A 19,555-nucleotide genomic window follows, 5' to 3' on the forward strand; every position below is an offset into this window, starting at 1 on the left:
AGACTACACACATGGCCGATCTGGCTCACATGATTACCGAACTCGGCAACGGCTTCAACGAGAAGACCGCTGACCTTTCCACCCGCCTCAGCGAACTTGAAAAGCGGGCTGCGCGCGAGCCTGCCCGCGATTATGTTGCTGCCAACGACGACTTCCCGCTTTCCGCCGCCTTGCTGGATTCGAAGGACGTTCAGAACCTGACGTCCACGTTCCGCGGTCGCGCTGTCGTCAAGCTCCAGGACGAACGCGCCGACATTACTTCCGGCAATAGCACCGTTGGTGCGGGTCGCTCCGCGGGCACCAGCCTTGTGCCCGGCCATCGAGTTCCGGGTATTGTGTCTCCTTACCAGCGAGAGTTGCGCCTTCGCGATGTGATCGGCTCCGCTCGCACCACGTCCAGTTCTGTTGAATGGGCGAAGGAAACGGGCTTTACCAACAACGCCCGCCCGGTCACCGAGGGCACCACGAAGCCCAAGTCGGACTTGGAATTCAATCTCGTTACGTCGCCCGTGCGCACTATTGCGCATACCTTCAAGATTTCGCGTCAGATGCTGGATGATGCGCCCGCCCTGGCTGCCTACGTAGGCCGGCGCGGTACATATGGGCTTCAATTCGTTGAAGAACAGCAGGTGCTTTCTGGTTCTGGCACGGGCCAGAATCTGAACGGCATCATTCCGCAGGCTACCGATTACGCCCCCGTTTTCTCCGACACGGCTGACACCGCGTTCGATCGCGTGAACCAGGCCATCAGTCAGGCTGAAGACGCTGAGGTTCCCGTCAACGCTATCGTCCTCAACCGCCGTGATTGGCGCCGGATGCTGGGCATCAAAGATGGTGACAAGCGCTATATCAGCGCCCAGAGCCCGTTCGGCCTGCAGGACCAGCGCCTTTGGAATCTTCCGGTGGTCGCGACCAACGCAATGGCCGCCGGCGAGTTCCTCGTTGGTGCCTTCCAGGACGGTGCGACGATCTTCGATAGACTCGACGTCGAGGTGCTGCTGTCGACCGAGAACGAGGACGATTTTGTTAAGAACCTCGCGACTGTCCGGATCGAATCAAGATTGGCCCTCGCCGTGTTCAGGCCCGAAGCCTTTATCTACGGCGATCTTTATCCCGCAGTCAGCGGCTAACCAATAGGGCGGCGGCTTCCTTGGGCTTAAAGCGCAAGCCTACAAGCGCGCAGTGGTGCCGCCCAACATGAGTCATAATCACTGCCGCAGCGCACCTCAGCTGATCCGGGCATAATCCAGCCGCGCGAGCGGTTCCCGTACAGCTATTGCCGGCGCCTTCGGGCGTCGGCTTTTCTTTCCCCGGACAGTCATAGAAAGACAGGACAAACAATGCCAATTGGCACCTTTCAATTTTGGAATGAAGATCGCGGCTTCGGTCGGATAACGGATGACGCGGAGCCTGATGGCCGTGGCGTGTTCGTGCACGTCTCAGCAATACCCGACCGGCGATCACCGGAACACGGTGCGCGCTATCGCTACGGCCTAGAGCTTGGCGTCGATGGTCGCACCAAAGCAGTCAACCTGCGTCTTGTGACGGCCGAGGAAGAAGAGGTCGCGCGTGTGTTCGGGTGATCTCGTTGCGGAGCTTGAGCGCATCGCTCTAGCAGTGCAGTTCCTGTTCCCCAGCCATACCGATCCAGAGCGCTTCCACGTCGATAAGTCAGAGATCGTCCGTAGCCTCCGCGACCTTGCTGCGCAGTCGGACGGCGGCGGCCACAGGTGGTGGAGCAGCGACAGGCCGGGGGTATCCGAAAGTGTAGGCATGCGTTGACCCCACACCGGTTAGGCCCCAACGCGCGCGCATCCGCAATTGAAAATATGGGGGTCGCATCCGACGCCTAAAGTCACCATGCCCGCCATCGCGCGGGCTTTTTCATAGGAGACACATGGCAACCGCATTCAAAATCGAGGGGCTCGCCGACCTGAAGCGAAATCTCGAACAATTCAAGAAATCCACACAGCGCGGCATCCTCGAACGCGCGCTCAAGCGGGCCGCCAAGCCGATTGTCGAGGACGCCAAAATGCTCGCGCCAGTCGATGAAGGCGACCTCAAAAGGTCCATCGGCACGAAGGTAATCCGCAGCAACGCGGGCAAAGCGGCTTATGGAAAGGCCAAACGTGGCGGGGCGTCGGATGCAGATGCGGTGTCCGCGGCACGCGCAGCCAACCGTGCCGCCGCAGGCCGCGGGGCATCCGCCCTGGTCCGGGTACAAGCAACGGCACCGCACGCAATTTTTGTCGAGTTTGGCACGAGCAATCGCAATTATCCTCGCCAACCCTTCATGGGGCCGGCGCTGAGGCAAGGCGAACGGACCGTGCCACGAGATATCGCGGCCGACCTGAAAATCGAAATGGAAAAATCCGCCAAGCGCATTGCAGCGCGTGCGGCGAAGAAAGGTATCAAATGAACCTCAAAATTAACGCGAACGCCATATGCGCCGCTGAGCGGGCGCTTGGAAAGCCATTCGTCGAGATCATCACCGAACTGGAAGCAAAGGAGGGTCCGGCGCTGTCGACGCTACGGGCGCTGCTTGCGGCTGGCCTTGCCACCGCCCGTTGGCCGAACTTCCCGGTATTGTACATCGACGAACACGAAGCCGGCAGATTGATCGACGAGCACGGTATCGACGCCACCGCAGCCGAGATTGGCGGCGCCCTTCGAGGCTATTTCGATACGGTAAGGGCTGCAACGAATGGCAAATAATATTGGCGGCATTTACGTCGACCTTGGGCTGAATAGCGCAAACTTTCAAAAGGGCGTGCAGCAGGTTCAGCGCCAGGCTGACGGGCTTGGCCGTCGCCTTCGTTCCTCACTTGGTGGCATATCGCGCGAGTTCAATGTCGGGCTCGGACGCGGCCTTCTGGGCGGCATCGCAGCCGGGTTCAGTGCGAATGCGGTGAAGGGGCTGCTGGACAGCGCGACCAAGATCCAGAACGCGCTCAAGGCTGCTGGCCTGTCGGGTGATGAACTAACCAAGGTCTATGATCGGCTTTTCGCATCCGCCCAAAAAAATCAGGCGCCAATCGAAGGCTTGGTGACGCTCTATAGCCGCGTGTCTTTGGCGCAGAAGGAATTAGGGGTTACCTCCGCGCAGATCGTCGGCCTCGTCGATACGGTCGGCAAGGCCATCAAACTGTCTGGCGGTGATGCAGCCCAGGCATCCGGCGCGCTTTTACAGCTTTCGCAGGCGCTTGGCGGCGGCAAGATTCAGGCCGAAGAATATAATTCTTTGATCGACGGAATGCCCGGCATCCTGCAGGCTGCGGCGGCCGGCATCAAGGAAGCTGGCGGCTCGGTTGCGAAACTCACCGCGCTGGTAAAGTCCGGGCAGGTATCCAGCAAGGCGTTCTTTGACGGCATACAGGCTGGTGCGGGCGTAATTGACCAGCGCCTTGCCGGCGCGGAGCAAACCGTTTCCGGGGCCTTCGTGCGCCTACAGAACGTGTTGGTCGACACCGCCACCCGCATCAATGACTCCACCGATGCCAGCCAGATCCTCGCAAACTTTCTGAACGGGCCATTGACGCAGGCGATCCAGGAGATCGGCGGCGTGTTCACCGGAGTTGGCGATGGCCCAATTGCTGGCTTTGTCGGATGGATCAACAAGGCGGTGGATGCGACTATCCAGGCGGCGGCCGACTTGGGGCAGGCAACCGGTCTGGCGAAAATCGGCGAGTCATACGGGGCGAAACCGTACATTGGTCCTGGTCGGATTCAGGACCGCATCGACGGCGCGTTTGCGGGCACCGCAGCACCAAAGGGCGATAGGAAGCCTGCTGAGGTCACCGTCAACAACGGTACGGTCACCAAACCGATCTCGCTGGCGGACTATGCCCTGCCAAGCAGCAGCGGCAAAGGCGGACGTGGCGGTCGCGCTCGACAGGACGATTACGCTCGTGAAATTGAGCAGATAAAGGAGCGCACCGCCGCCATTCAGGCCGAGACGGCGGCCATGCTGGGCATCAATCCACTGGTCGACGATTACGGCTATGCGATCGAAAAAGCCAGGAGCAAGCAGGAACTCCTCACCGCTGCCCAGAAGGCGGGCAAGGCGATCACACCGCAACTTGCGGCCGAGATCGAGAACGCCGCTGACGCCTATGCCAGCGCCAGCGCAGAGGCCGACCGGTTGGCGGAAGCGCAAGGCAAGATCAGGCAATCGGCTGAAGATGCGCAACAGGCCGCGCGAGACTTTGCCGGCACGCTCGTTGGCGGCTTGCTTGAGGGTAAGGACGCCAGCGACGTGTTGTCTGACGCTCTGAAGCAACTGGGCAGTCGGCTGCTTAATTCCGGCCTCGATCAGCTTTTTGGGATCGGTGGCAGCGGCGGCGCCATCCTTGGATCGACATTCACACTCAACATTGGAGGCACTCGGTGAGCGCGTTTTATGCATTGGCCCATGACGACAAGATTGAACTATTGACCGATGGGGCCGTGTACGAAGATGACGGCACGCTGACCGCCATCAGGCGCAAAGTTTGGTATTCGGACAAAATACCGATGGCGATCACCGGGCGCGGTGCGGCGAAGGCAGTCGAGCTTGTGGCCTACGCCTTCCTGCTCACCGATATGATCGGCAGCGTCGACAACACGATTGATGGGATTACCAAGGCGCTGGACAAGCTGGCCGATAAGGCGGCCGCGACCGAATCGGAACCGGCGATGATCGAGATGCTGGTGGCAACCATCAGTGAAACACGCGGCCCGATGTTGCTCTATGCGTCGAATGCTAACGCCTACGGCTTGGACTGGCTCGAGCCTTTCAAGCTTTACGACGTTGGCCGCGAGTGGGGAGGTGGCGCACCCATCGATCCGGCGGGCCTCGATCTCAGCGCCGGCCTACGATCTTGCGGTGTTGAGCTATTCGAGCGGATGCGCCGCGTGAGCGACATAAACCCGGCAAGGCCAGACTTGCCCGCGATTCACGGCATAGGCGGCCATGTGGACCTGACGACGGTCACGGCGTCCGGCATTACTGTGGAGCGGCTGCGGACCTGGCCCGACATCATAGGCGAGAAGATCGATCCGTTTCGCGGTGACCTTGCCGAGGCGGCATAATGCGCCCCGTAGTTGCCGACTGGCTTGGGAGGCGGGCTGTGTTCCGCCTTCCCTTAGCCGGGCTGTTCGCCATCGAAGATGAATGCGGCCGCCCCGCATGGGACGTTCTCAGCGACATGCTTGCCGGGAAGACGCGCATCGAGCAACTAGAGGCCGTTCTATTCCACGGCCTACTTGGCGCCGGCGTGTCGCTTGCGGACGCTTGCGCTGTGATCGACCGGACGCGCCAGTCTGGTGGGCAGGTTCATGCCGCTGTGGCGCTTGCGGTTGCGATCATCGCGAATGCGCTAGAGGCACCATCCGCAAAGGGCGGTGGCGAGGGTGAGCCGTTCAACCGGAAGTCCGCGTACCGCTCCGGCTTCGCCATGGGCCTACGGCCGGCTGACGTCGACGCAATGGCGCTGTGGGAGTTCCTGGCGGCCGTGGAAGCGTTTTCGTCGAAGGGCGGCGGGCTGTCCGAGGTGGAAAAAGATGAGTTGTGGGAGTGGATTAGGCAGGATGCCAGGTGAGATACGAAGGTCGGGGCAACGTTGCGGATAGTCGATGGAATGAGAGGCTGATTGCGTCAGTTAATGAAAGCTGGGTAGATAATTCCAGGGTGGCCAGTGCGATTCGCGCCAAAAGGGGGAGGCAGATGACCGTATGTGTGTGCGTAAAGGTCAACGAATGCATGGTATTTGCTTCGGATAGCGCCACATCCATGGATGGATCTGGGAAACTGGACCAAGACGGAAATCCGATACAGCAAGTCTATCGTTATGGAAACAAGCTGTTTCAGATCCACCGTACTCATCCCATCATGGCGATGACATGCGGTATTGGTAACTTTGGAAAAGCGTCGATTGCTACGCTAGCTAAAGAGTTTCGATCAATGATTTCCGACACTGGTGAAACGCCTTTAGGTCCGGGCTATAAGATGAGCACTGTTGCGGAGATGGCTCATGACTTTTTCATAGAAAACCGCTTCAAAAAGGCAAATGAAGCGGCGGATGGTGCAATTACCGGTGGGTTCGAGCTCTGGATTGGCGGGTATTCCGACGGCGAGGAAACACCCGAACTTTGGAAGATTTCAGTCTTCAAGGGCGTACCCAATCAACCAATCCTAGTGGCGAATTCAGATACGGCGGGAGTTTGGTGCGGCGGACAGCCAGACCCGATACTACGGTTGATAAACGGTTTTGGTTGGCGGCTGGACAGCATTCTAAAGGAGAACGACATCACACCAGAATCTCATCCAAAACTCTATGCTAATCTGCCGGCCGCGCTCCACCTCCCTTTAGCTCATCCCCTTATGCCAATCCAAGATGCGATTGACCTCGCCGATTTTCTTGCTGATATGACGAAGAAGGTGTTTCGCTTTCGCGCAGTTCCAGAGTACGTTTCCGGTGATATCGATATTGCAACGGTTACCCGATTTGAACGTTTCCGATGGATAAGGCGAAAGCATTATTATCCACCACAGCTCAACCAGGAGACCGACCATGTCTGACAGAGAGCAGCTTCGACCAGAGCGTGAAGTGATTGGTAAGCCTGATAACGACTCGCCTCTCGTTGTATCTCAGGACGACGCGCAACGCCTGATGTACGAGCAACATTCACCCTTTCCGACCGAAGACGAGCGCGAGCATAATTATCTGCTCAAGAATTCTTGTTGGCACAGTTGATGGAACGATCGTTCCCACCGTCATGGCCTCTTGAAGTCATTTAAAAAGAGGGCGGCCCGACCGTTAGGCTTGGGGGTTGGCGGGGAGACGGTCGGGCCTTACTGCAGGCAAGGCAGTGCGAGAACAATACAAGAACATTGACTGGTGTCAAGTCGAAGCTTGTCAGGGTTCGGAACTGCGGAGAATGTGCGGAGTGGCATTACTTCACAAGCGCTAGGAACCTGACGCCACCAATCGCGAGGCAACAAATCGATGTCGTTACAGAGAGGATCGCCATCCAGCGGACAATGTTTCCGGCTAGTCGCCACCGCTTAGATTTTGGCGTGTCCCTAACGAATGGAACCTCCCAACAATACTCCTCTTCAGACATGGCTTCTGAGAAAAATATCTGACTGAAATACGCGAGGCCGGGTGCAATGACGGTCAAAAGCAAGCTGCAAAACAGCCAAAAGAGAATATCGTTGAACGTGGCTAGGTTCCCCGGCGAACTGGACAATCGCGAGTAGTTAGCGCTGTAGAAGCCTAAAGCAGCGGCAACGCCACCAGCCGCCACTAAAGCTGGCGCTCGCATAGCTCCGTTGGAAAATGCAAGCACTTGTCCACCTGTCTGCTCAAGCGCATTGCGACGAGAATCGTGCGCGCGCTCGGCAGCGCGTATCCGTAGGTCGTATGTTTTTTCGTTTTCAGTCATCGGTGCTAGCCCCCCACGCGTATATCCGGCCCTACCTTCAGCTAGAACGTTAGGACGCTGATAAATCAGCTTCGATCCCGCAGCCTCACGCCCGGCCCGTTGCCATTTTGGTCGATGAACAGGACGCCGGCTGATTCGAGGGCGACTCGGATGGCGGCGAGGTTGTTAACTGAGGGGATCCGGCGACCCTTCTCGAAATCCCGTATGGTGCTTTCGCTCAGATGCGATGCCACTCCAAGCCGCATTTGCGACCAATCCAGCAGACCACGTGCCGCCCTCGATTGTTCTGCCGTGATTGTCATGTTGGCTCCATTGCTCCGAAAATCGTGTAGCACAAACGAAAACCGTTGACATCGTGTAAAATTCACGCTTTACAAGAATCGTAAACGTTTTTCGTTAAGGAGCCAAAGTACATGACTACCTCCGTCACCGCCAAAAACAGGAAAACCGCCAAACGCCTGCCCTGCGTCGAGTGCACCGGCCTTGGCGAGCGTGACACCGGCAACTGCACATGCAGGGAATGCAACCCCGGCAAGCGCTCTGCCGTTCGGGCTATCTTCGATAGCAACGGGCGCTGGCTCGTTCATTGGCGCGAAGCTGACGGGGAGGAGTGGGTTGGCACGTATCGCTTGATCCCGTGTTAGGGTGATCGCCATGGCCAACCATCCGTACTTGAAGGCCGAGGATTTCCGCGATCCAGTTTTTCTCAAAGTGCGCCGCCAGGTCGCATTGCTGCGGCTTCCCTATGCGGAAGGGAAGATGCGGGAACTGCTTCTAGAGTCGGTTCGCATCTACACCGACATGATTGAGGGTCGGTAACGAGATTGCCCGCGTATCGGTGCGCTCTTCTAAAGCGCCAACCGTAGAGGATCACGCCAGTTCGAATCTGGCCGCGGGCTCCATCATCCAGCGCACCAGCCGGGGTCACCACCCGCGCCGCGCTGGCTAGGGTCGAGGGTATGCCCAAAATTGGGCACACCCTGCACCACCGGCCCGCAATGAACCCCTGTTGCAGCGATGCGGCAGAGGTTCTAGCTATATACTGGCTACAATGTGGCTAAAAACTTTATAGCCATTCTGGGGGAATCGGCTAAGTCTTTGTTTTTAATGGTCGGAGTGGCCGGATTCGAACCGACGACCCCTTGACCCCCAGTCAAGTGCGCTACCGGGCTGCGCTACACTCCGGACCGCGCAAAGCCTTAGAAGAACAAGGCTTTGAGTGCAAGACCAAAATCCTGCCTGAAGAACAGAAGCCGATCATTTGTGCTGAATTGACCAGAACCGCGTTGAAATGGTCACGCACGTTCCCGGCGCGTTCGTAGATGAGGCAGCCTCGTCCCGCCAGTTTGATCCAGAATCCTCGTCCTGCTCGAATCCCATCCTGCATTGCTCCGGCAGCCTTGTCACAAAGTGCCCGCGCCAGATCGCCTGGATTGAATCATTGACAAGATCAAAATGGTATGAAATCAACTAAACTATAAGTTGAATTAGCGTGACATAAAACTCTAGATGTCGACATTGTATGTTGATATTATTGATAAATATGTCAGATAGAGCAACTTATGATTGATTTCGATTTGATGCCATGTGATCCCTTAGTCGGTATGAAGGCCGAAAGGGTTCTTTGCCGTAGCGGACATGGCTGCAACATGCGCGGGGCATCAGGAATGGCAAACCGGGTCAGATTTCGCGAATGCCGGCAAGGCGGGATCTGAGGCGGCAGTCGAGCCAAATGTCGGAATCGCTCAACCTTGACGATATTGCAAAGTGGTTTGTTGTTGCCACGAAACCTCGAAAAGAGGTTTTGGCTGCGCGCAATCTTCGAAACCAGGGCTTTGCGGTGTTTCTGCCTCAGATGCGCCGGACCGTTCGGCATGCGCGTCAGATATCCGTGCGTACGATACCGTTGTTTCCCGGCTATCTCTTTCTGGAGGCTCTGTCGGCGGTGCGTTGGCGATCCGTCAACGGCACATTCGGGGCGGTCGGCATCATCACGAGCGGTGAAAGCCCGGCGATCGTCGAGAGTGGTTTCGTCGATGCGCTGAGGGCAAGGGCCGACGCCGGGGGTATCGTCGATTTCAGCGGCGGATTGCGGATCGGCGACCGGGTTGAACTGGTGGCCGGGCCTTTTGCCAGACAGATCGGAAATCTCGCTGCCCTCGATGATAGGGGTCGGGTGACCGTTCTTCTGGAGTTTCTGGCCACGCATGTGCCGGTGCGCACGACGGCCGAGAATCTGCTGCCTGCCTGAGCAGGTGGAGGCAGGCGCGACCTCGCGCTTGCAGCATTGTTTGACGCTGGGTGCCGCTGCACCCGGTGTGCGGTAGCGTGGACGACTTTCGTTGGGCGGGGCCTGCAAATAGCGCAAGCAAGACATTGTCCGCGAGCCGTGACGGGTGACGCGGCCTCGTCGCCGTGGCTTTGTCGTGGCGCCTCGGCGTGGGAGTTCCCGCGTGCGCGGCGGCATGTCCCGATCGTCGCTTTCGCCGGAGGAGCGGGGCTGATCCTCTGGTTCGGCTTGTTGAGCACGTTCCCGGAGCCGGCCAGGAATATTCTGCCGATCCGCTTCGATCTCGCGGAACATGTGGTCGCGTTCTGCTGGCTGAGTTTTGCCGGATTACTCGCGTGGAATCGGACCTGGATCGTCGTCGTCGGCCTGATCCTGTCGGCGGGGCTTCTGGAACTCGCGCAGTTGATTGATTCGCTGCACGAAGCCAGCCTTTTGGATTGGGTGGCGAGTACGGCCGGAGTTGTCTTCGGCTGGGCGCTTTCGGCGGTGGTGCGGCGCATTCTGGCACGAAGGCGGGCATTCGTCGTGCAAGGTAACGCACTGTGAGCCATCCCGGCATGACGGGGCTTGTGTCATCCGTCGCGGATGAGCGGCCGGCGGGCAATATGCGGCATCCGCTCCTTCGGCTGCGTTATCAGCTTCTGGGCGGGATGCTTGCCGCCGTGGGGCTGCCTTTTTTCATACGTCTGGCGATCGATTGGCAGGGCGCTGTCGTGATTACCGTGCAAGTCACCATCATGGCCGGTGTGGCCGCACATCTCGTCGGCTACATGATCTACAAAAGGCTGGATGTTTTTCCCGGTGTTGCCACTTTCAGCACGATATTGCCGGCGTTTGCGATCAGCTACGGGCTGGTGTTTCTTCTCATCTTCTTCCTGCGTCTTGACTATAGCCGCTTTCAGGCGGGGGCTTCGTTCCTCATTTCCTCGTCGTGGTATTTCGGCCTGAGCGTGTTCATCCGCCGGCTGGAGCCTTATCGCCTGGCGATGATCCCGCAAGGCGATGTTGAGCGCTTGATGCAGGTCAAGGGCGTCGTATGGGAGCACCTGGCGTCACCGGATGCCAGGCTGGGGCGGGTGCAGGGTGTTGTCGCGGATCTGCGGGCCGATCTTCCCGAAGCATGGGAGCGCTTCATAACCGGCTGCGTGCTGGCTGGCCTGCCGGTCTATAATGTCAAGCAGACGCTTGAATCGCTGACGGGCCGGGTGGCGATCGAGCATCTTTCGGAAAACACGCTTGGCTCGCTCAATCCCAACCAGGTTTATTTCAGCGTGAAGCAGACGATCGACCGGCTGGGCGCGCTGGTCGTCCTCGTTCTGGCCGCACCGCTGCTTTTGATCATAGCCTTGGCGATCCGACTTGAATCGCCTGGACCTGCACTGTTTCGCCAGGAGCGCATGGGTTATCGCGGCAAGACCTTCACGCTCTACAAGTTCCGCACCATGCAGGCCGAGGACAAGCGCGGCATTTCCGACAAGGAGAAGGCGGTCACGCATGAGGGCGACCCGCGCATCACCCGCCTCGGCCGCTTTTTGCGCCGCACGCGGCTGGATGAACTGCCGCAGGCGATCAACATCCTGCGCGGCGAGATGAGCTGGATCGGCCCAAGGCCGGAGCCGGCTGTCCTGTCGCGCTGGTACGAAGTGGAACTGCCGTTCTACCGCTACCGCTATATTGTCCATCCGGGCGTCACCGGCTGGGCGCAGGTCAATCAGGGCCACGTCAACGGGCTCGATAAGGCCCATGAGAAGCTCTATTACGACTTCTACTACATCAAGAATTTCTCGCCCTGGCTCGATCTGGTGGTGGCGTTGCGCACGATCCGAACCATGCTGACCGGCTTCGGGGCGAAGTAGGCGTCATCGTTTGCCGCTGCATCCACATCTTTCGCAAGAGGCCCTGTTGGATCAACGCCGTCCAGGACGCCGCCTCGGAATGACCCTGCAGGCCCGCCTTGCCAGGCTGACCGGCAACGACATGGTGCGCGATGTCCTGCGCCTGGTAACCGGAACGGTCGGCGGGCGCGTGATCACGCTTGCGGCGATGCCCTTCGTGACACGGCTTTATTCACCGCAGGACTTTGCATTGCTGGCCGTCTACCTCGGCACGGTAACCATGATTTCGGCCATTGCCTGCCTGCGTTTCGACGTGGCTATCCCCGTTGCAGGGGACGACAGCGACGCAGCGCACCTTCTCGTTCTGGCGCTGCTGATTGCCATTGGCACGGCTTTGCTTGGGCTGATCGCAGTTCTTTTGGCGGCGGAGCGGATCGCCGGCCTTCTGGGCCAGCCAGCGCTGGCTCCCTGGCTATGGCTCGTCCCGCTTGGCGTGTTTCTGTCGGGCAGCTATTCGGCTTTGCAATTCTGGGCCACGCGCGCGCGCCGTTTCGGCAGCATCGCCATGACGCGTATTACCCAGGCCGCAGCCGGCGTCTCGACCATGCTTGCCCTCGGTTGGGCTGGCGTCGCGCCCCTTGGCCTGATGCTTGGCAATTTGCTGAACGCCAGCGCCGGCGGATTCCGCCTGGGGATCGATGCCCTGCGCGAAGACCGCACAGCTCTGGCCGGCGTGTCATGCCGGGGGCTTGTCAAGGCCTTTGCAGCCTACCGCCGCTTTCCGCTCTATTCCGCGCCGGAGGCGCTGGTCAACATGGCCGGAGCACAGGTGCCGATTTTGATCATCGCGGCATTTTCTCCATCGGAGGCGGGCTTTCTTCTGCTGGCCCAACAGGTGATGGCCGCGCCAATGAAGCTCCTCGGTTCCTCCATCTCGCAGGTCTATGTCTCACGCGCGCCGGAGGAATTTCGCGCCGGGCGTCTGGCCGATTTCACTCTATCGACGATGCGCAAGCTCGTCGTACTGGGCATGGGACCGCTCATCCTGGCTGGAGTGCTTGCACCGATCCTGTTTCCCATCGTCTTCGGCGCCGAGTGGAGCCGCGCCGGCGAAATCGTGGCCTGGATGGTGCCATGGATGGCGCTGCAATTCATATCCTCTCCCGTGTCGCTGGTGATGTATGTAGTGGGCCGCCAGCGGGCGATGCTGGTGTTGACGCTTTTTGGCGCGATCGTGCGTATCGGAGCAGTGAGCATCGCTGCGCAGTCCGGCGGCGGCTTGATGATCGGCGCGATGATAGGCGCGTCCGCAATTTTCTATGGCGTCTGCCTTGTGATCTTTATTATATCTTCCAGATTAAAATTGCTAAATATTATTAATTAGTATTATGAAAGAATATATAAAAATCGCCATTGTATTCATTTCTCCTATAATAATATTTTTTTTAATATTATTCTTTGATCGGCGTTACCTTGTTGGGCGTCATTTTGCCGACTCGCTCGATGGATATATCTGGAGTTTACGGGCGATATGGCAACGAAACATCTTGCGGCTTGATAGGCCGATGCCCTTTCCAGTTGGGCTGACTTGCCGAATTTCCAACGGGAAAAGAATCGAGTTTCATCCGGATGACCTGAATAATTTCCAGAGTCCGGGCGTGTATATGCAGAATTTTTCTGGAACGATTCGGCTCGGACGTGGGTGCTATATTGCTCCGAACGTCGGAATAATTACATCTAATCACGATCCTGAGAATCTCGATAAACATCTTCCTTCAGAAGACGTCGAGATCGGGGAGAAATGCTGGATTGGGATGAATAGCATAGTTCTCCCTGGCGTTATCTTGGGACGGGGCACAGTCGTGGGGGCGGGATCGATTGTGACGAAATCATTTCCAGAAGGAAACTGTGTAATAGCGGGAGTCCCGGCGAAGCTTGTCCGCGTTATTTCCCGGAAGAACGATACATCCGAGGCGGCGAGATTATAACAGTTCTGTTCTCGTCGGGCGCTCGTTGACAAACTGCGCACCCGCTATGGGAGTGTCCGCAGCGGACGCTTTGGCCTCAATTCCTATCATGTGTGGTTCGAGTGCGAGTGATATTTCACTCAGACACGATCTGCGCATCCGCTCATCGCAGTAGCTTCGGCACGTTTACAGGACAGGAACCAATAAGCACGTGATTGAGCCTGAACATCATGGAATTGATTGGTCGGGGGAGATTGGTAACCAGGCACTGATTTTCCATTCACCGCTGCCAATTGCGCTCGATCCCATTTCTGGCAGCGCAGTTCGGCCGGCGGCCATGCTGCGTGCTTTCCGGGATCTTGGCGTTAAGGTCGCAGTAATCGATGGAGATTCACGGCAGCGGCAAGATAAATGGGCGGCCACCCTGTCGTCGGGACAGTCGATTTTCGGAGTTTATTCTGAATTCAGCACATTGCCGATTGCGCTCGCCGACCCGGACCGCGTGCCCCGCGCTCCATCCCAAGATTTCAGGCAATTTACCCGCTTGCGGGACATGGGTGCGCCAGTGAGTGTGTTTTATCGCGATGTCTATTGGCGTTTCCCGCATTTATCTCGACGCCTGCCGTTCTACAAAAAGCCTGCATTGGCATTTTACTGGCTGGAGGCTTGGCAGATCGCGCGGCATGTCGATCATGTATTTCTGCCTTCCATGCGGATGAAGGACTATATTCCGTTTGTGCGCGGAAGAGCCGGTGTATCCGCGCTGCCGCCTGGCGGAAAATTGCAGCAAATGATGCGTTCTATAAAAGCGGATCAGCCCTTGCGCCTCTTTTATGTCGGCGGTGTTGGTGGAGAGCAATATGACATTGATCCTATGCTTCGTGCCATTGAGGTTATGGGCGGAGTCAGACTTACACTCTGTTGCCGTGAAATGGATTGGCTGAAAGTCCGCGCCCGTTATGGCAAATTGCGCAACGTTGACGTCGTGCATCACAGTGGTGCGCAACTCGAGCAGCATTATCGGGAAGCTGACGTATTCATCATGTGGCGGCGAATGGGAGAGTATCTGCGTTTTGCCATGCCGGTGAAGCAAGGAGAAGCAATCGGCTGGGGCCTACCCATCGTCACCAATGCTGATTGCGAGATGGGCGACACCGTTGAACGTGATGGCCTTGGCTGGGCCGTTCGCACAGAGAATGAATTGGCTGCGCTGCTAAAGCGGCTTCGCGATGATCGCAAGCTAGTGGCGGCCAAGCAGGCAGAAATCATGGATGTGAGAGAACAGCATAGCTGGGAATCTCGCGCGCGAGCAGTTCTCGAAACACTGCAAGCCTATCGGATCAGATCCGAAATGTCTACTTTTGGCGATCTGCGGGCAGCCGTTTCATCTACCGAGTACAGGTTGCCATCTTCGCAGTGACGTTGACAATCATCCACATCATCACCGGTCTTTCTGATGGTGGCGCGGAAGCGGTGTTGTATCGCCTTCTCACCGCCGACAGATCGGGGGCGCGGCATGCCGTAGTGTCGCTTGGCGATACCGGTAAATATGGACCGATGCTGCAAGCGGCCGGCGTGACCGTCCACGCCCTCGGCATGCCGAAGGGACGGCTCACATTGCGCGGACTGGCGCGGCTTTACCGCCTATTGCGGCGTGAGCGACCCGATGTGGTACAGACATGGATGTATCATGCGAATCTTGTCGGTGGCGTTGTCGCGCGTCTGGTCGGTTGCCGGCGCGTGGTCTGGGGCATTCACCACACCACCCTGGTGCCGGGCACGACGGGGCGTAGCACGCGCATTGTCGATTGGCTCTGCGCCCGGCTTTCGTATTGGATGCCCAAGGCGATCATTGCCTGCGCGAACGGGGCGCGTCAAGTTCATGTCGCTAGTGGCTATGACGCACGCAAATTTGAAGTCGTTCCAAACGGTTATGATATTTCCGTGTTTTCGCCCGATGCCGGTTCGCGCACACGTGTGCGACGGGAAATCGGCATTCCCGCTGAGGCCAGCGTTATCGGATTGGTTGGCAGATGGGACCCGCAAAAGGATCACGCCAATCTCATCCGCGCCACTGCGATCCTGCGCGCGAAGCATCCTGGGCTGCATCTGGTTCTGGTCGGCAATGAATGCGATGAGAATAATGCAGCGCTTGGCCGGTTGCTGCAATCATCAGGCGGTCCCGACAAAATTCATCTTCTGGGGAGGCGGGCAGACGTCCCCGCCGTCATGAATGCGTTGGACTTGCATATTTTGTCATCCTACAGCGAAGCCTTCCCAAATGTCGTGGCCGAGGCCATGGGCTGTGGTACGCCCTGCGTGGTGACCGATGTCGGCGATGCGGGTTTGATTGTCGGCGATATCGGCTGGGTGGTGCCGCCGAAGAACTCGACCGCGTTGGCTGAGGCAATCGCCGATGCACTCGACGAATTGCAGGATGCGCCGCGTTGGTGCGCCCGGCAATATGCGGCGCGTCAAAGGATCGTCAGCGAATTCTCGCTCGACGGGATGGTGTCGCGCTACCGGCAGGTGTGGGACGCGGCATGAGCGGCGCACTGGCGACGGCATAACCATGCTGCCTTACTGGATTCTGTTCGCTGTGCCGGCACTCGCCGCCCTGCAGGAGCAACCGAGGCGGCTTGGTCGAATACAACATTCGTCACGCTATCTTGGTTTCACGCTGCTGGTTACCGGCATGATCGGCTTTCGCTATCAGGTGGGCACCGATTGGGGGGCTTACATTCGTTTTCTCGACATTGCCCATTACTTTCCTTTCAGTGTGGTGATGGCGCGCAGCGACCCCGGTTACATGCTTCTCAACTGGTTCGTCGCGCGAACGTTCTATGAAATCTGGATAGTCAACATCGCTTGTGGGCTGATCTTCGCCTGGGGTCTTGTTGCATTCGTCCGAATCCAGCCGCGTCCATGGCTGGCTTTGCTCGTTGCCGTTCCTTACCTGATTATCGTGGTCGCGATGAATTACAGCCGCCAGAGCGTGGCTATCGGGCTGACGTTACTGGGGCTGGTCGCGCTGACACGAGACCAGTCGAATATGAAATTCGTATTTTGGATCGCATTGGCGGCGACATTTCATAAGACTGCCGTTGTGCTGGTGCCACTCGCAGCTCTTGCTTCCAGGCGGGGACGCCTGTGGACTGCTGCCTGGGTCGGCGTGGCGACGATCCTATTTTACTATCTTTTTCTCGAAGACAGCCTCGACAGGCTCGTGACCAACTACGTCAAAGCCGATCTTGATTCTCAGGGTGCTATGATCCGCACGGCGATGAACGCGCTGCCGGCAGCGATTTTCCTGTTCTGCCGGTGGCGCTTCCCTCTACGTGAGAGCGAGCGAAGACTATGGACCAATATGGCGTGGGCGGCACTTGGAATGGTCGGCCTGCTTGCCATTTCATCGTCTTCGACGGTTGTTGATCGTTTGGGGCTTTATCTTATTCCTTTGCAAATTTTTGTTCTGGCGCGGCTGCCCGATGCGTTTCCTTCGGCCGGCAAGGGGATCAATGTCATCACTCTTGGGGTCGTGCTCTATTCGGCGGCGATTCAGTTCGTCTGGTTAAATTTTGCCTCTCATGCGGTGGATTGGTTGCCCTACCAACTCTACCCCCTGCTTTCATAACGCGCTCATCCTGCTGGTTGGCCATGTTGGTTGAACCGGCCTCACCACCTCGATAATCACACTCCCAATCCGCAAAGTGAACCTGAGAATGGATGCCTCTCAGTCGTTGCAGGGTCATGCCGCTATTGCCACACCAATGCGGTGCAAGATCCTCCTTTCCAGCAACACCTCCTGGAGCATCGTGAATTTTCGCTCAGGGCTGATCCGAGCCTTGGTGAAAGAGGGATGCGATGTCGTGGTGGCGTGTCCGGTTGACACCTACACCGAGCGGCTGGCGAGGCTCGGCTGTCGTCATATCCCGCTCGCCATGGACAATAAGGGCACCAACCCGTTCAGGGATGCGGTGCTGTTCCTGCGCTATCTGCGGCTGATGCGGCGTGAACGGCCAAACGTCTTTTTCGGCTGGACCATCAAGCCGAATGTTTATGGTTCGCTGGCCGCGCGCGGTTTGACTATTCCGGCCATTAACAACATCGCCGGGCTTGGGGTAGCCTTCTCGCGCCAGGGCTGGTTGAACCGCACGGTCAAGCTGCTCTATCGCGTGGCGCTCGCCCGCTCGGCTTGTGTGTTTTTTCAAAATCCCGACGATCGTGGCCTTTTCCTCCGTTCCGGGCTGGCGCATGCGGCGCAGGCACGGTTGCTGCCGGGCTCCGGCGTCGATCTTGTCCGTTTTGCGCCGGCTTTCTCAGTCCCAAGCGAGGACGGGCCTGTTTTCATTCTCATTGCGCGCATGCTGTGGGACAAAGGCGTTGGTGAATACGTCGAGGCCGCGCGGCAGGTGAGGGCGCGGGTTCCGCGGGCGCGCTTCCGCCTGCTTGGCTTTCTCGATGTCGAAAACCGCTCCGCCATCCCACGCAAGACGATGGAAAGCTGGGTTCGCGAAGGTATTGCCGAATATCTCGGCGTGACCGACGATGTGCGGCCGCATATCGCCGCCGCCGACTGTGTCGTATTGCCTTCCTATTATCCGGAAGGCACGCCGCGCAGCCTGCTGGAAGGGGCGGCGATGGGCAGGCCGCTGATCACGACGGATACGCCGGGATGCCGCACTGTCGTGGACGATGGTATCAATGGCTGGCTCTGTAAAGCTCGCGATGCCGGCGATCTTACGGGCAAGATGATGCGGTTCGTTGAATTGTCCCAGGAACAAAGAGCCGAGATGGGCCGGCAAAGCCGACTCAAGGCCGAGCGCGAGTTCGACGAGCGGCTGGTCATCAAATCCTGCCTGGAAGCTGTCCGTCAGGCGGTGCCGAAAGCCGGCTGACCGGCCATGACGCTGCGAAAGCTGACGCTTCTTGTTCTTGCCTCGCTCTGTTTCGCGACGCTGATGCTTTATCTGCTGGTAGGGCGCAGCCATCGCGAGGCGGGGCAGCGCGGGTTTGCTGCGGCAAAACCTGCCCTCGAATTCAGCGGCAGGCTCGATATCCGCACCATGACGGACCTGCGGGTTCATGGGCGCAAGATGATGCTGTGCGGTGTTTTATACGCCAAGCCGGCCTCCATGGAGCCGCTGGTGCGCGAGCAGGCCCGGCGGAGGTTTCAGGGCACCGAAGTCGAGTGCGTGCAGGTCGGCGGTGGCACGCCCTGCGACGGCCGGGCCGCTCCGAGTTTCGATGGCGCGATCGTGGCGCAGTGCCGCACGAAGGACGGATCGGACATCGCCCGAAAGCTCTCCGATTCTGGTTATTTGTGCGACCTGCCGGCGCAATCTGGAGGTGTGTATCACGCCTGTTGAGGCATATAAGTGCGAAAAAGGTTATATAACCTATGGTTGAGTAGTATGACGTATCATGCTATTGATGGTAGAAATCTAAATGAGAGATATATGATGTGGGCTGTTTCCAAGGTGATGGGTGGTTCATCGGTACTGTTGGGCTTTGCACTCGCCGTCGCGGGGAGCGTGGCGGGCCTGAGTAGTGCTTATGCTCAATCAGCAGAGTGCGGGTGCATGGTTGCTGCCGGCACTGCCGGCCTGGTCCAGAGTGCCAGCGGAAACGTGTTTGTCTCCCAGGCGAACGGGTCGGTTCCGGCGCAATCCAACATGCTGCTTCAGGCTGGCAATTCCGTGATTGTCGGCCCACAATCGACATCAACCGTCAGCTTCGGCAACAATTGCACCCTGCATTTGCGCGCCAATACGATCGTTCAGGTCAGGCCGCAGGGCGGGCAGCTTTGTCTTGCCGTCAATCAACAGGCACCCGGTGCGGCTGGCGGGTCGACGACGGCTGCTGCCGGCGGGAGCGGTGGTTTTGTGACTCCGGCCACCATTTTTGGCGGCATCGCGGCTGGTAATGCGGCCATAGCCATAGCCGACGACAATAATTCGGTGAGTAAATAGGCTTGTAGCCAGCAGGCGGCCAAGCGGAATTGGCAATAAGCCGAAGGCGTCGTGGTTCCTCTGAAT

General features: G+C 58.3%; 23 protein-coding genes and 2 tRNA genes. 22 read left to right on the plus strand and 3 right to left on the minus strand.

Annotated features, from left to right (window positions below):
• Positions 1-11 precede the first annotated feature (11 nt).
• The 9 genes from BFN67_RS01665 to BFN67_RS23810 all read left to right on the plus strand — a co-directional run bounded on the left by BFN67_RS01665 (position 12) and on the right by BFN67_RS23810 (position 6,734).
• On the plus strand, positions 12-1,130 hold the full coding sequence (locus BFN67_RS01665) for a phage major capsid protein (RefSeq protein WP_080917830.1): 1,119 nt from the start codon (positions 12-14) through the stop codon (positions 1,128-1,130).
• 210 nt (positions 1,131-1,340) lie between these two features.
• Positions 1,341-1,583 carry a cold-shock protein gene (locus BFN67_RS01670; RefSeq protein WP_080917831.1) on the plus strand — a complete coding sequence of 81 codons (243 nt, stop codon included), beginning with the start codon at positions 1,341-1,343 and terminating at the stop codon, positions 1,581-1,583.
• A 314-nt stretch (positions 1,584-1,897) separates the two neighbouring features.
• Positions 1,898-2,419, plus strand: coding sequence for an HK97-gp10 family putative phage morphogenesis protein (locus BFN67_RS01675; RefSeq protein WP_080917832.1), 522 nt, complete (start codon positions 1,898-1,900; stop codon positions 2,417-2,419).
• Positions 2,416-2,715 carry a hypothetical protein gene (locus BFN67_RS01680; RefSeq protein WP_080917833.1) on the plus strand — a complete coding sequence of 100 codons (300 nt, stop codon included), beginning with the start codon at positions 2,416-2,418 and terminating at the stop codon, positions 2,713-2,715. Before BFN67_RS01675 ends, BFN67_RS01680 begins: the two co-directional genes overlap by 4 nt.
• A complete protein-coding gene (locus tag BFN67_RS01685) occupies positions 2,705-4,390 on the plus strand; it encodes a tape measure protein (RefSeq protein WP_080917834.1) in 1,686 nt (561 codons plus the stop codon). Before BFN67_RS01680 ends, BFN67_RS01685 begins: the two co-directional genes overlap by 11 nt.
• 14 nt (positions 4,391-4,404) lie before the next feature.
• Positions 4,405-5,070, plus strand: coding sequence for a hypothetical protein (locus tag BFN67_RS01690; protein ID WP_139788976.1), 666 nt, complete (start codon positions 4,405-4,407; stop codon positions 5,068-5,070).
• Entirely contained in the window at positions 5,070-5,579 is a 510-nt protein-coding gene (locus tag BFN67_RS01695) for a GTA-gp10 family protein (RefSeq protein WP_080917836.1), read from the plus strand. The genes BFN67_RS01690 and BFN67_RS01695 overlap by 1 nt, the downstream gene beginning before the upstream one ends.
• Positions 5,580-5,704: 125 nt before the next feature.
• Entirely contained in the window at positions 5,705-6,559 is an 855-nt protein-coding gene (locus tag BFN67_RS01700) for a hypothetical protein (protein ID WP_080917837.1), read from the plus strand.
• Complete coding sequence (locus BFN67_RS23810) at positions 6,552-6,734, plus strand: hypothetical protein (protein ID WP_139788978.1); 183 nt, start codon at positions 6,552-6,554, stop codon at positions 6,732-6,734. Before BFN67_RS01700 ends, BFN67_RS23810 begins: the two co-directional genes overlap by 8 nt.
• Before the next feature lie 199 nt (positions 6,735-6,933).
• Here the strand turns inward: BFN67_RS23810 and BFN67_RS01705 are convergent, their stop codons facing one another.
• Together BFN67_RS01705 and BFN67_RS01710 are read right to left on the minus strand one after the other, a co-directional pair.
• Positions 6,934-7,425 (minus strand): hypothetical protein, encoded by a 492-nt coding sequence (locus BFN67_RS01705; RefSeq protein ID WP_139788979.1) that lies wholly within the window; start codon positions 7,423-7,425, stop codon positions 6,934-6,936.
• Positions 7,426-7,490: 65 nt separating this feature from the next.
• The gene (locus tag BFN67_RS01710) at positions 7,491-7,727 is read right to left on the minus strand and encodes a helix-turn-helix domain-containing protein (RefSeq protein WP_080917839.1); all 237 of its coding nucleotides are present in this window, start codon (positions 7,725-7,727) and stop codon (positions 7,491-7,493) included.
• 352 nt (positions 7,728-8,079) lie between these two features.
• Between BFN67_RS01710 and BFN67_RS24255 the strand changes: the two genes are divergently transcribed.
• Both BFN67_RS24255 and BFN67_RS24260 read left to right on the plus strand, forming a co-directional pair.
• Positions 8,080-8,244 (plus strand): hypothetical protein, encoded by a 165-nt coding sequence (locus tag BFN67_RS24255; RefSeq protein WP_158083457.1) that lies wholly within the window; start codon positions 8,080-8,082, stop codon positions 8,242-8,244.
• 7 nt (positions 8,245-8,251) lie between these two features.
• Positions 8,252-8,327 (plus strand) — tRNA-OTHER (locus BFN67_RS24260).
• A 206-nt stretch (positions 8,328-8,533) separates the two neighbouring features.
• Here BFN67_RS24260 and BFN67_RS01720 read toward each other — a convergent pair.
• Positions 8,534-8,610, minus strand: a tRNA-Pro gene (locus BFN67_RS01720).
• 547 nt (positions 8,611-9,157) lie between these two features.
• Between BFN67_RS01720 and nusG the strand changes: the two genes are divergently transcribed.
• From nusG to BFN67_RS01775, 11 genes are all read left to right on the plus strand, one after another.
• Positions 9,158-9,676, plus strand: coding sequence for a transcription termination/antitermination protein NusG (gene nusG / locus BFN67_RS01725; RefSeq protein WP_245295123.1), 519 nt, complete (start codon positions 9,158-9,160; stop codon positions 9,674-9,676).
• Between the two features lie 138 nt (positions 9,677-9,814).
• Complete coding sequence (locus BFN67_RS01730) at positions 9,815-10,261, plus strand: VanZ family protein (protein WP_080917842.1); 447 nt, start codon at positions 9,815-9,817, stop codon at positions 10,259-10,261.
• Positions 10,258-11,571: a sugar transferase gene (locus tag BFN67_RS01735; protein WP_245295124.1), complete on the plus strand. Its 1,314-nt coding sequence runs from the start codon at positions 10,258-10,260 to the stop codon at positions 11,569-11,571. Before BFN67_RS01730 ends, BFN67_RS01735 begins: the two co-directional genes overlap by 4 nt.
• 79 nt (positions 11,572-11,650) lie before the next feature.
• The gene (locus BFN67_RS01740; protein WP_139788980.1) at positions 11,651-12,934 is read left to right on the plus strand and encodes a lipopolysaccharide biosynthesis protein; all 1,284 of its coding nucleotides are present in this window, start codon (positions 11,651-11,653) and stop codon (positions 12,932-12,934) included.
• Positions 12,935-13,214: 280 nt separating this feature from the next.
• Positions 13,215-13,538: an acyltransferase gene (locus BFN67_RS25160; RefSeq protein WP_425349730.1), complete on the plus strand. Its 324-nt coding sequence runs from the start codon at positions 13,215-13,217 to the stop codon at positions 13,536-13,538.
• Between the two features lie 190 nt (positions 13,539-13,728).
• Positions 13,729-14,937: a glycosyltransferase gene (locus BFN67_RS01750; protein WP_080917845.1), complete on the plus strand. Its 1,209-nt coding sequence runs from the start codon at positions 13,729-13,731 to the stop codon at positions 14,935-14,937.
• Positions 14,934-16,064: a glycosyltransferase family 4 protein gene (locus tag BFN67_RS01755; RefSeq protein ID WP_204842112.1), complete on the plus strand. Its 1,131-nt coding sequence runs from the start codon at positions 14,934-14,936 to the stop codon at positions 16,062-16,064. The genes BFN67_RS01750 and BFN67_RS01755 overlap by 4 nt, the downstream gene beginning before the upstream one ends.
• Before the next feature lie 25 nt (positions 16,065-16,089).
• Positions 16,090-17,151: an EpsG family protein gene (locus BFN67_RS01760; RefSeq protein WP_158083459.1), complete on the plus strand. Its 1,062-nt coding sequence runs from the start codon at positions 16,090-16,092 to the stop codon at positions 17,149-17,151.
• A gap of 136 nt (positions 17,152-17,287) precedes the next feature.
• Positions 17,288-18,415 (plus strand): glycosyltransferase family 4 protein, encoded by a 1,128-nt coding sequence (locus BFN67_RS01765; protein ID WP_080917848.1) that lies wholly within the window; start codon positions 17,288-17,290, stop codon positions 18,413-18,415.
• A 6-nt stretch (positions 18,416-18,421) separates the two neighbouring features.
• Positions 18,422-18,886, plus strand: a complete 465-nt coding sequence (locus BFN67_RS01770) for a hypothetical protein (protein WP_080917849.1) — start codon at positions 18,422-18,424, stop codon at positions 18,884-18,886.
• Between the two features lie 90 nt (positions 18,887-18,976).
• Complete coding sequence (locus BFN67_RS01775) at positions 18,977-19,489, plus strand: hypothetical protein (RefSeq protein WP_139788982.1); 513 nt, start codon at positions 18,977-18,979, stop codon at positions 19,487-19,489.
• Positions 19,490-19,555: the final 66 nt, after the last annotated feature.

The sequence above is a fragment of the Manganibacter manganicus genome (genome assembly GCF_002075885.1).
GTDB lineage: Bacteria > Pseudomonadota > Alphaproteobacteria > Rhizobiales > Rhizobiaceae > Mesorhizobium > Mesorhizobium manganicum.

Excerpts from the sequence above, each read along its gene's own strand:
- BFN67_RS01665 (WP_080917830.1), top strand. The coding sequence starts at position 12 with ATGGCCGATCTGGCTCACATGATTACCGAACTCGGCAACGGCTTCAAC.
- BFN67_RS01670 (WP_080917831.1), top strand. The coding sequence starts at position 1,341 with ATGCCAATTGGCACCTTTCAATTTTGGAATGAAGATCGCGGCTTCGGT.
- BFN67_RS01675 (WP_080917832.1), top strand. The coding sequence starts at position 1,898 with ATGGCAACCGCATTCAAAATCGAGGGGCTCGCCGACCTGAAGCGAAAT.
- BFN67_RS01680 (WP_080917833.1), top strand. The coding sequence starts at position 2,416 with ATGAACCTCAAAATTAACGCGAACGCCATATGCGCCGCTGAGCGGGCG.
- BFN67_RS01685 (WP_080917834.1), top strand. The coding sequence starts at position 2,705 with ATGGCAAATAATATTGGCGGCATTTACGTCGACCTTGGGCTGAATAGC.
- BFN67_RS01695 (WP_080917836.1), top strand. The coding sequence starts at position 5,070 with ATGCGCCCCGTAGTTGCCGACTGGCTTGGGAGGCGGGCTGTGTTCCGC.
- BFN67_RS01700 (WP_080917837.1), top strand. The coding sequence starts at position 5,705 with ATGACCGTATGTGTGTGCGTAAAGGTCAACGAATGCATGGTATTTGCT.
- BFN67_RS23810 (WP_139788978.1), top strand. The coding sequence starts at position 6,552 with ATGTCTGACAGAGAGCAGCTTCGACCAGAGCGTGAAGTGATTGGTAAG.
- BFN67_RS01705 (WP_139788979.1), bottom strand. The coding sequence starts at position 7,425 with ATGACTGAAAACGAAAAAACATACGACCTACGGATACGCGCTGCCGAG.
- BFN67_RS01710 (WP_080917839.1), bottom strand. The coding sequence starts at position 7,727 with ATGACAATCACGGCAGAACAATCGAGGGCGGCACGTGGTCTGCTGGAT.
- BFN67_RS24255 (WP_158083457.1), top strand. The coding sequence starts at position 8,080 with ATGGCCAACCATCCGTACTTGAAGGCCGAGGATTTCCGCGATCCAGTT.
- nusG (WP_245295123.1), top strand. The coding sequence starts at position 9,158 with ATGTCGGAATCGCTCAACCTTGACGATATTGCAAAGTGGTTTGTTGTT.
- BFN67_RS01740 (WP_139788980.1), top strand. The coding sequence starts at position 11,651 with ATGACCCTGCAGGCCCGCCTTGCCAGGCTGACCGGCAACGACATGGTG.
- BFN67_RS25160 (WP_425349730.1), top strand. The coding sequence starts at position 13,215 with ATGCAGAATTTTTCTGGAACGATTCGGCTCGGACGTGGGTGCTATATT.
- BFN67_RS01760 (WP_158083459.1), top strand. The coding sequence starts at position 16,090 with ATGCTGCCTTACTGGATTCTGTTCGCTGTGCCGGCACTCGCCGCCCTG.
- BFN67_RS01765 (WP_080917848.1), top strand. The coding sequence starts at position 17,288 with ATGCGGTGCAAGATCCTCCTTTCCAGCAACACCTCCTGGAGCATCGTG.
- BFN67_RS01770 (WP_080917849.1), top strand. The coding sequence starts at position 18,422 with ATGACGCTGCGAAAGCTGACGCTTCTTGTTCTTGCCTCGCTCTGTTTC.
- BFN67_RS01775 (WP_139788982.1), top strand. The coding sequence starts at position 18,977 with ATGATGTGGGCTGTTTCCAAGGTGATGGGTGGTTCATCGGTACTGTTG.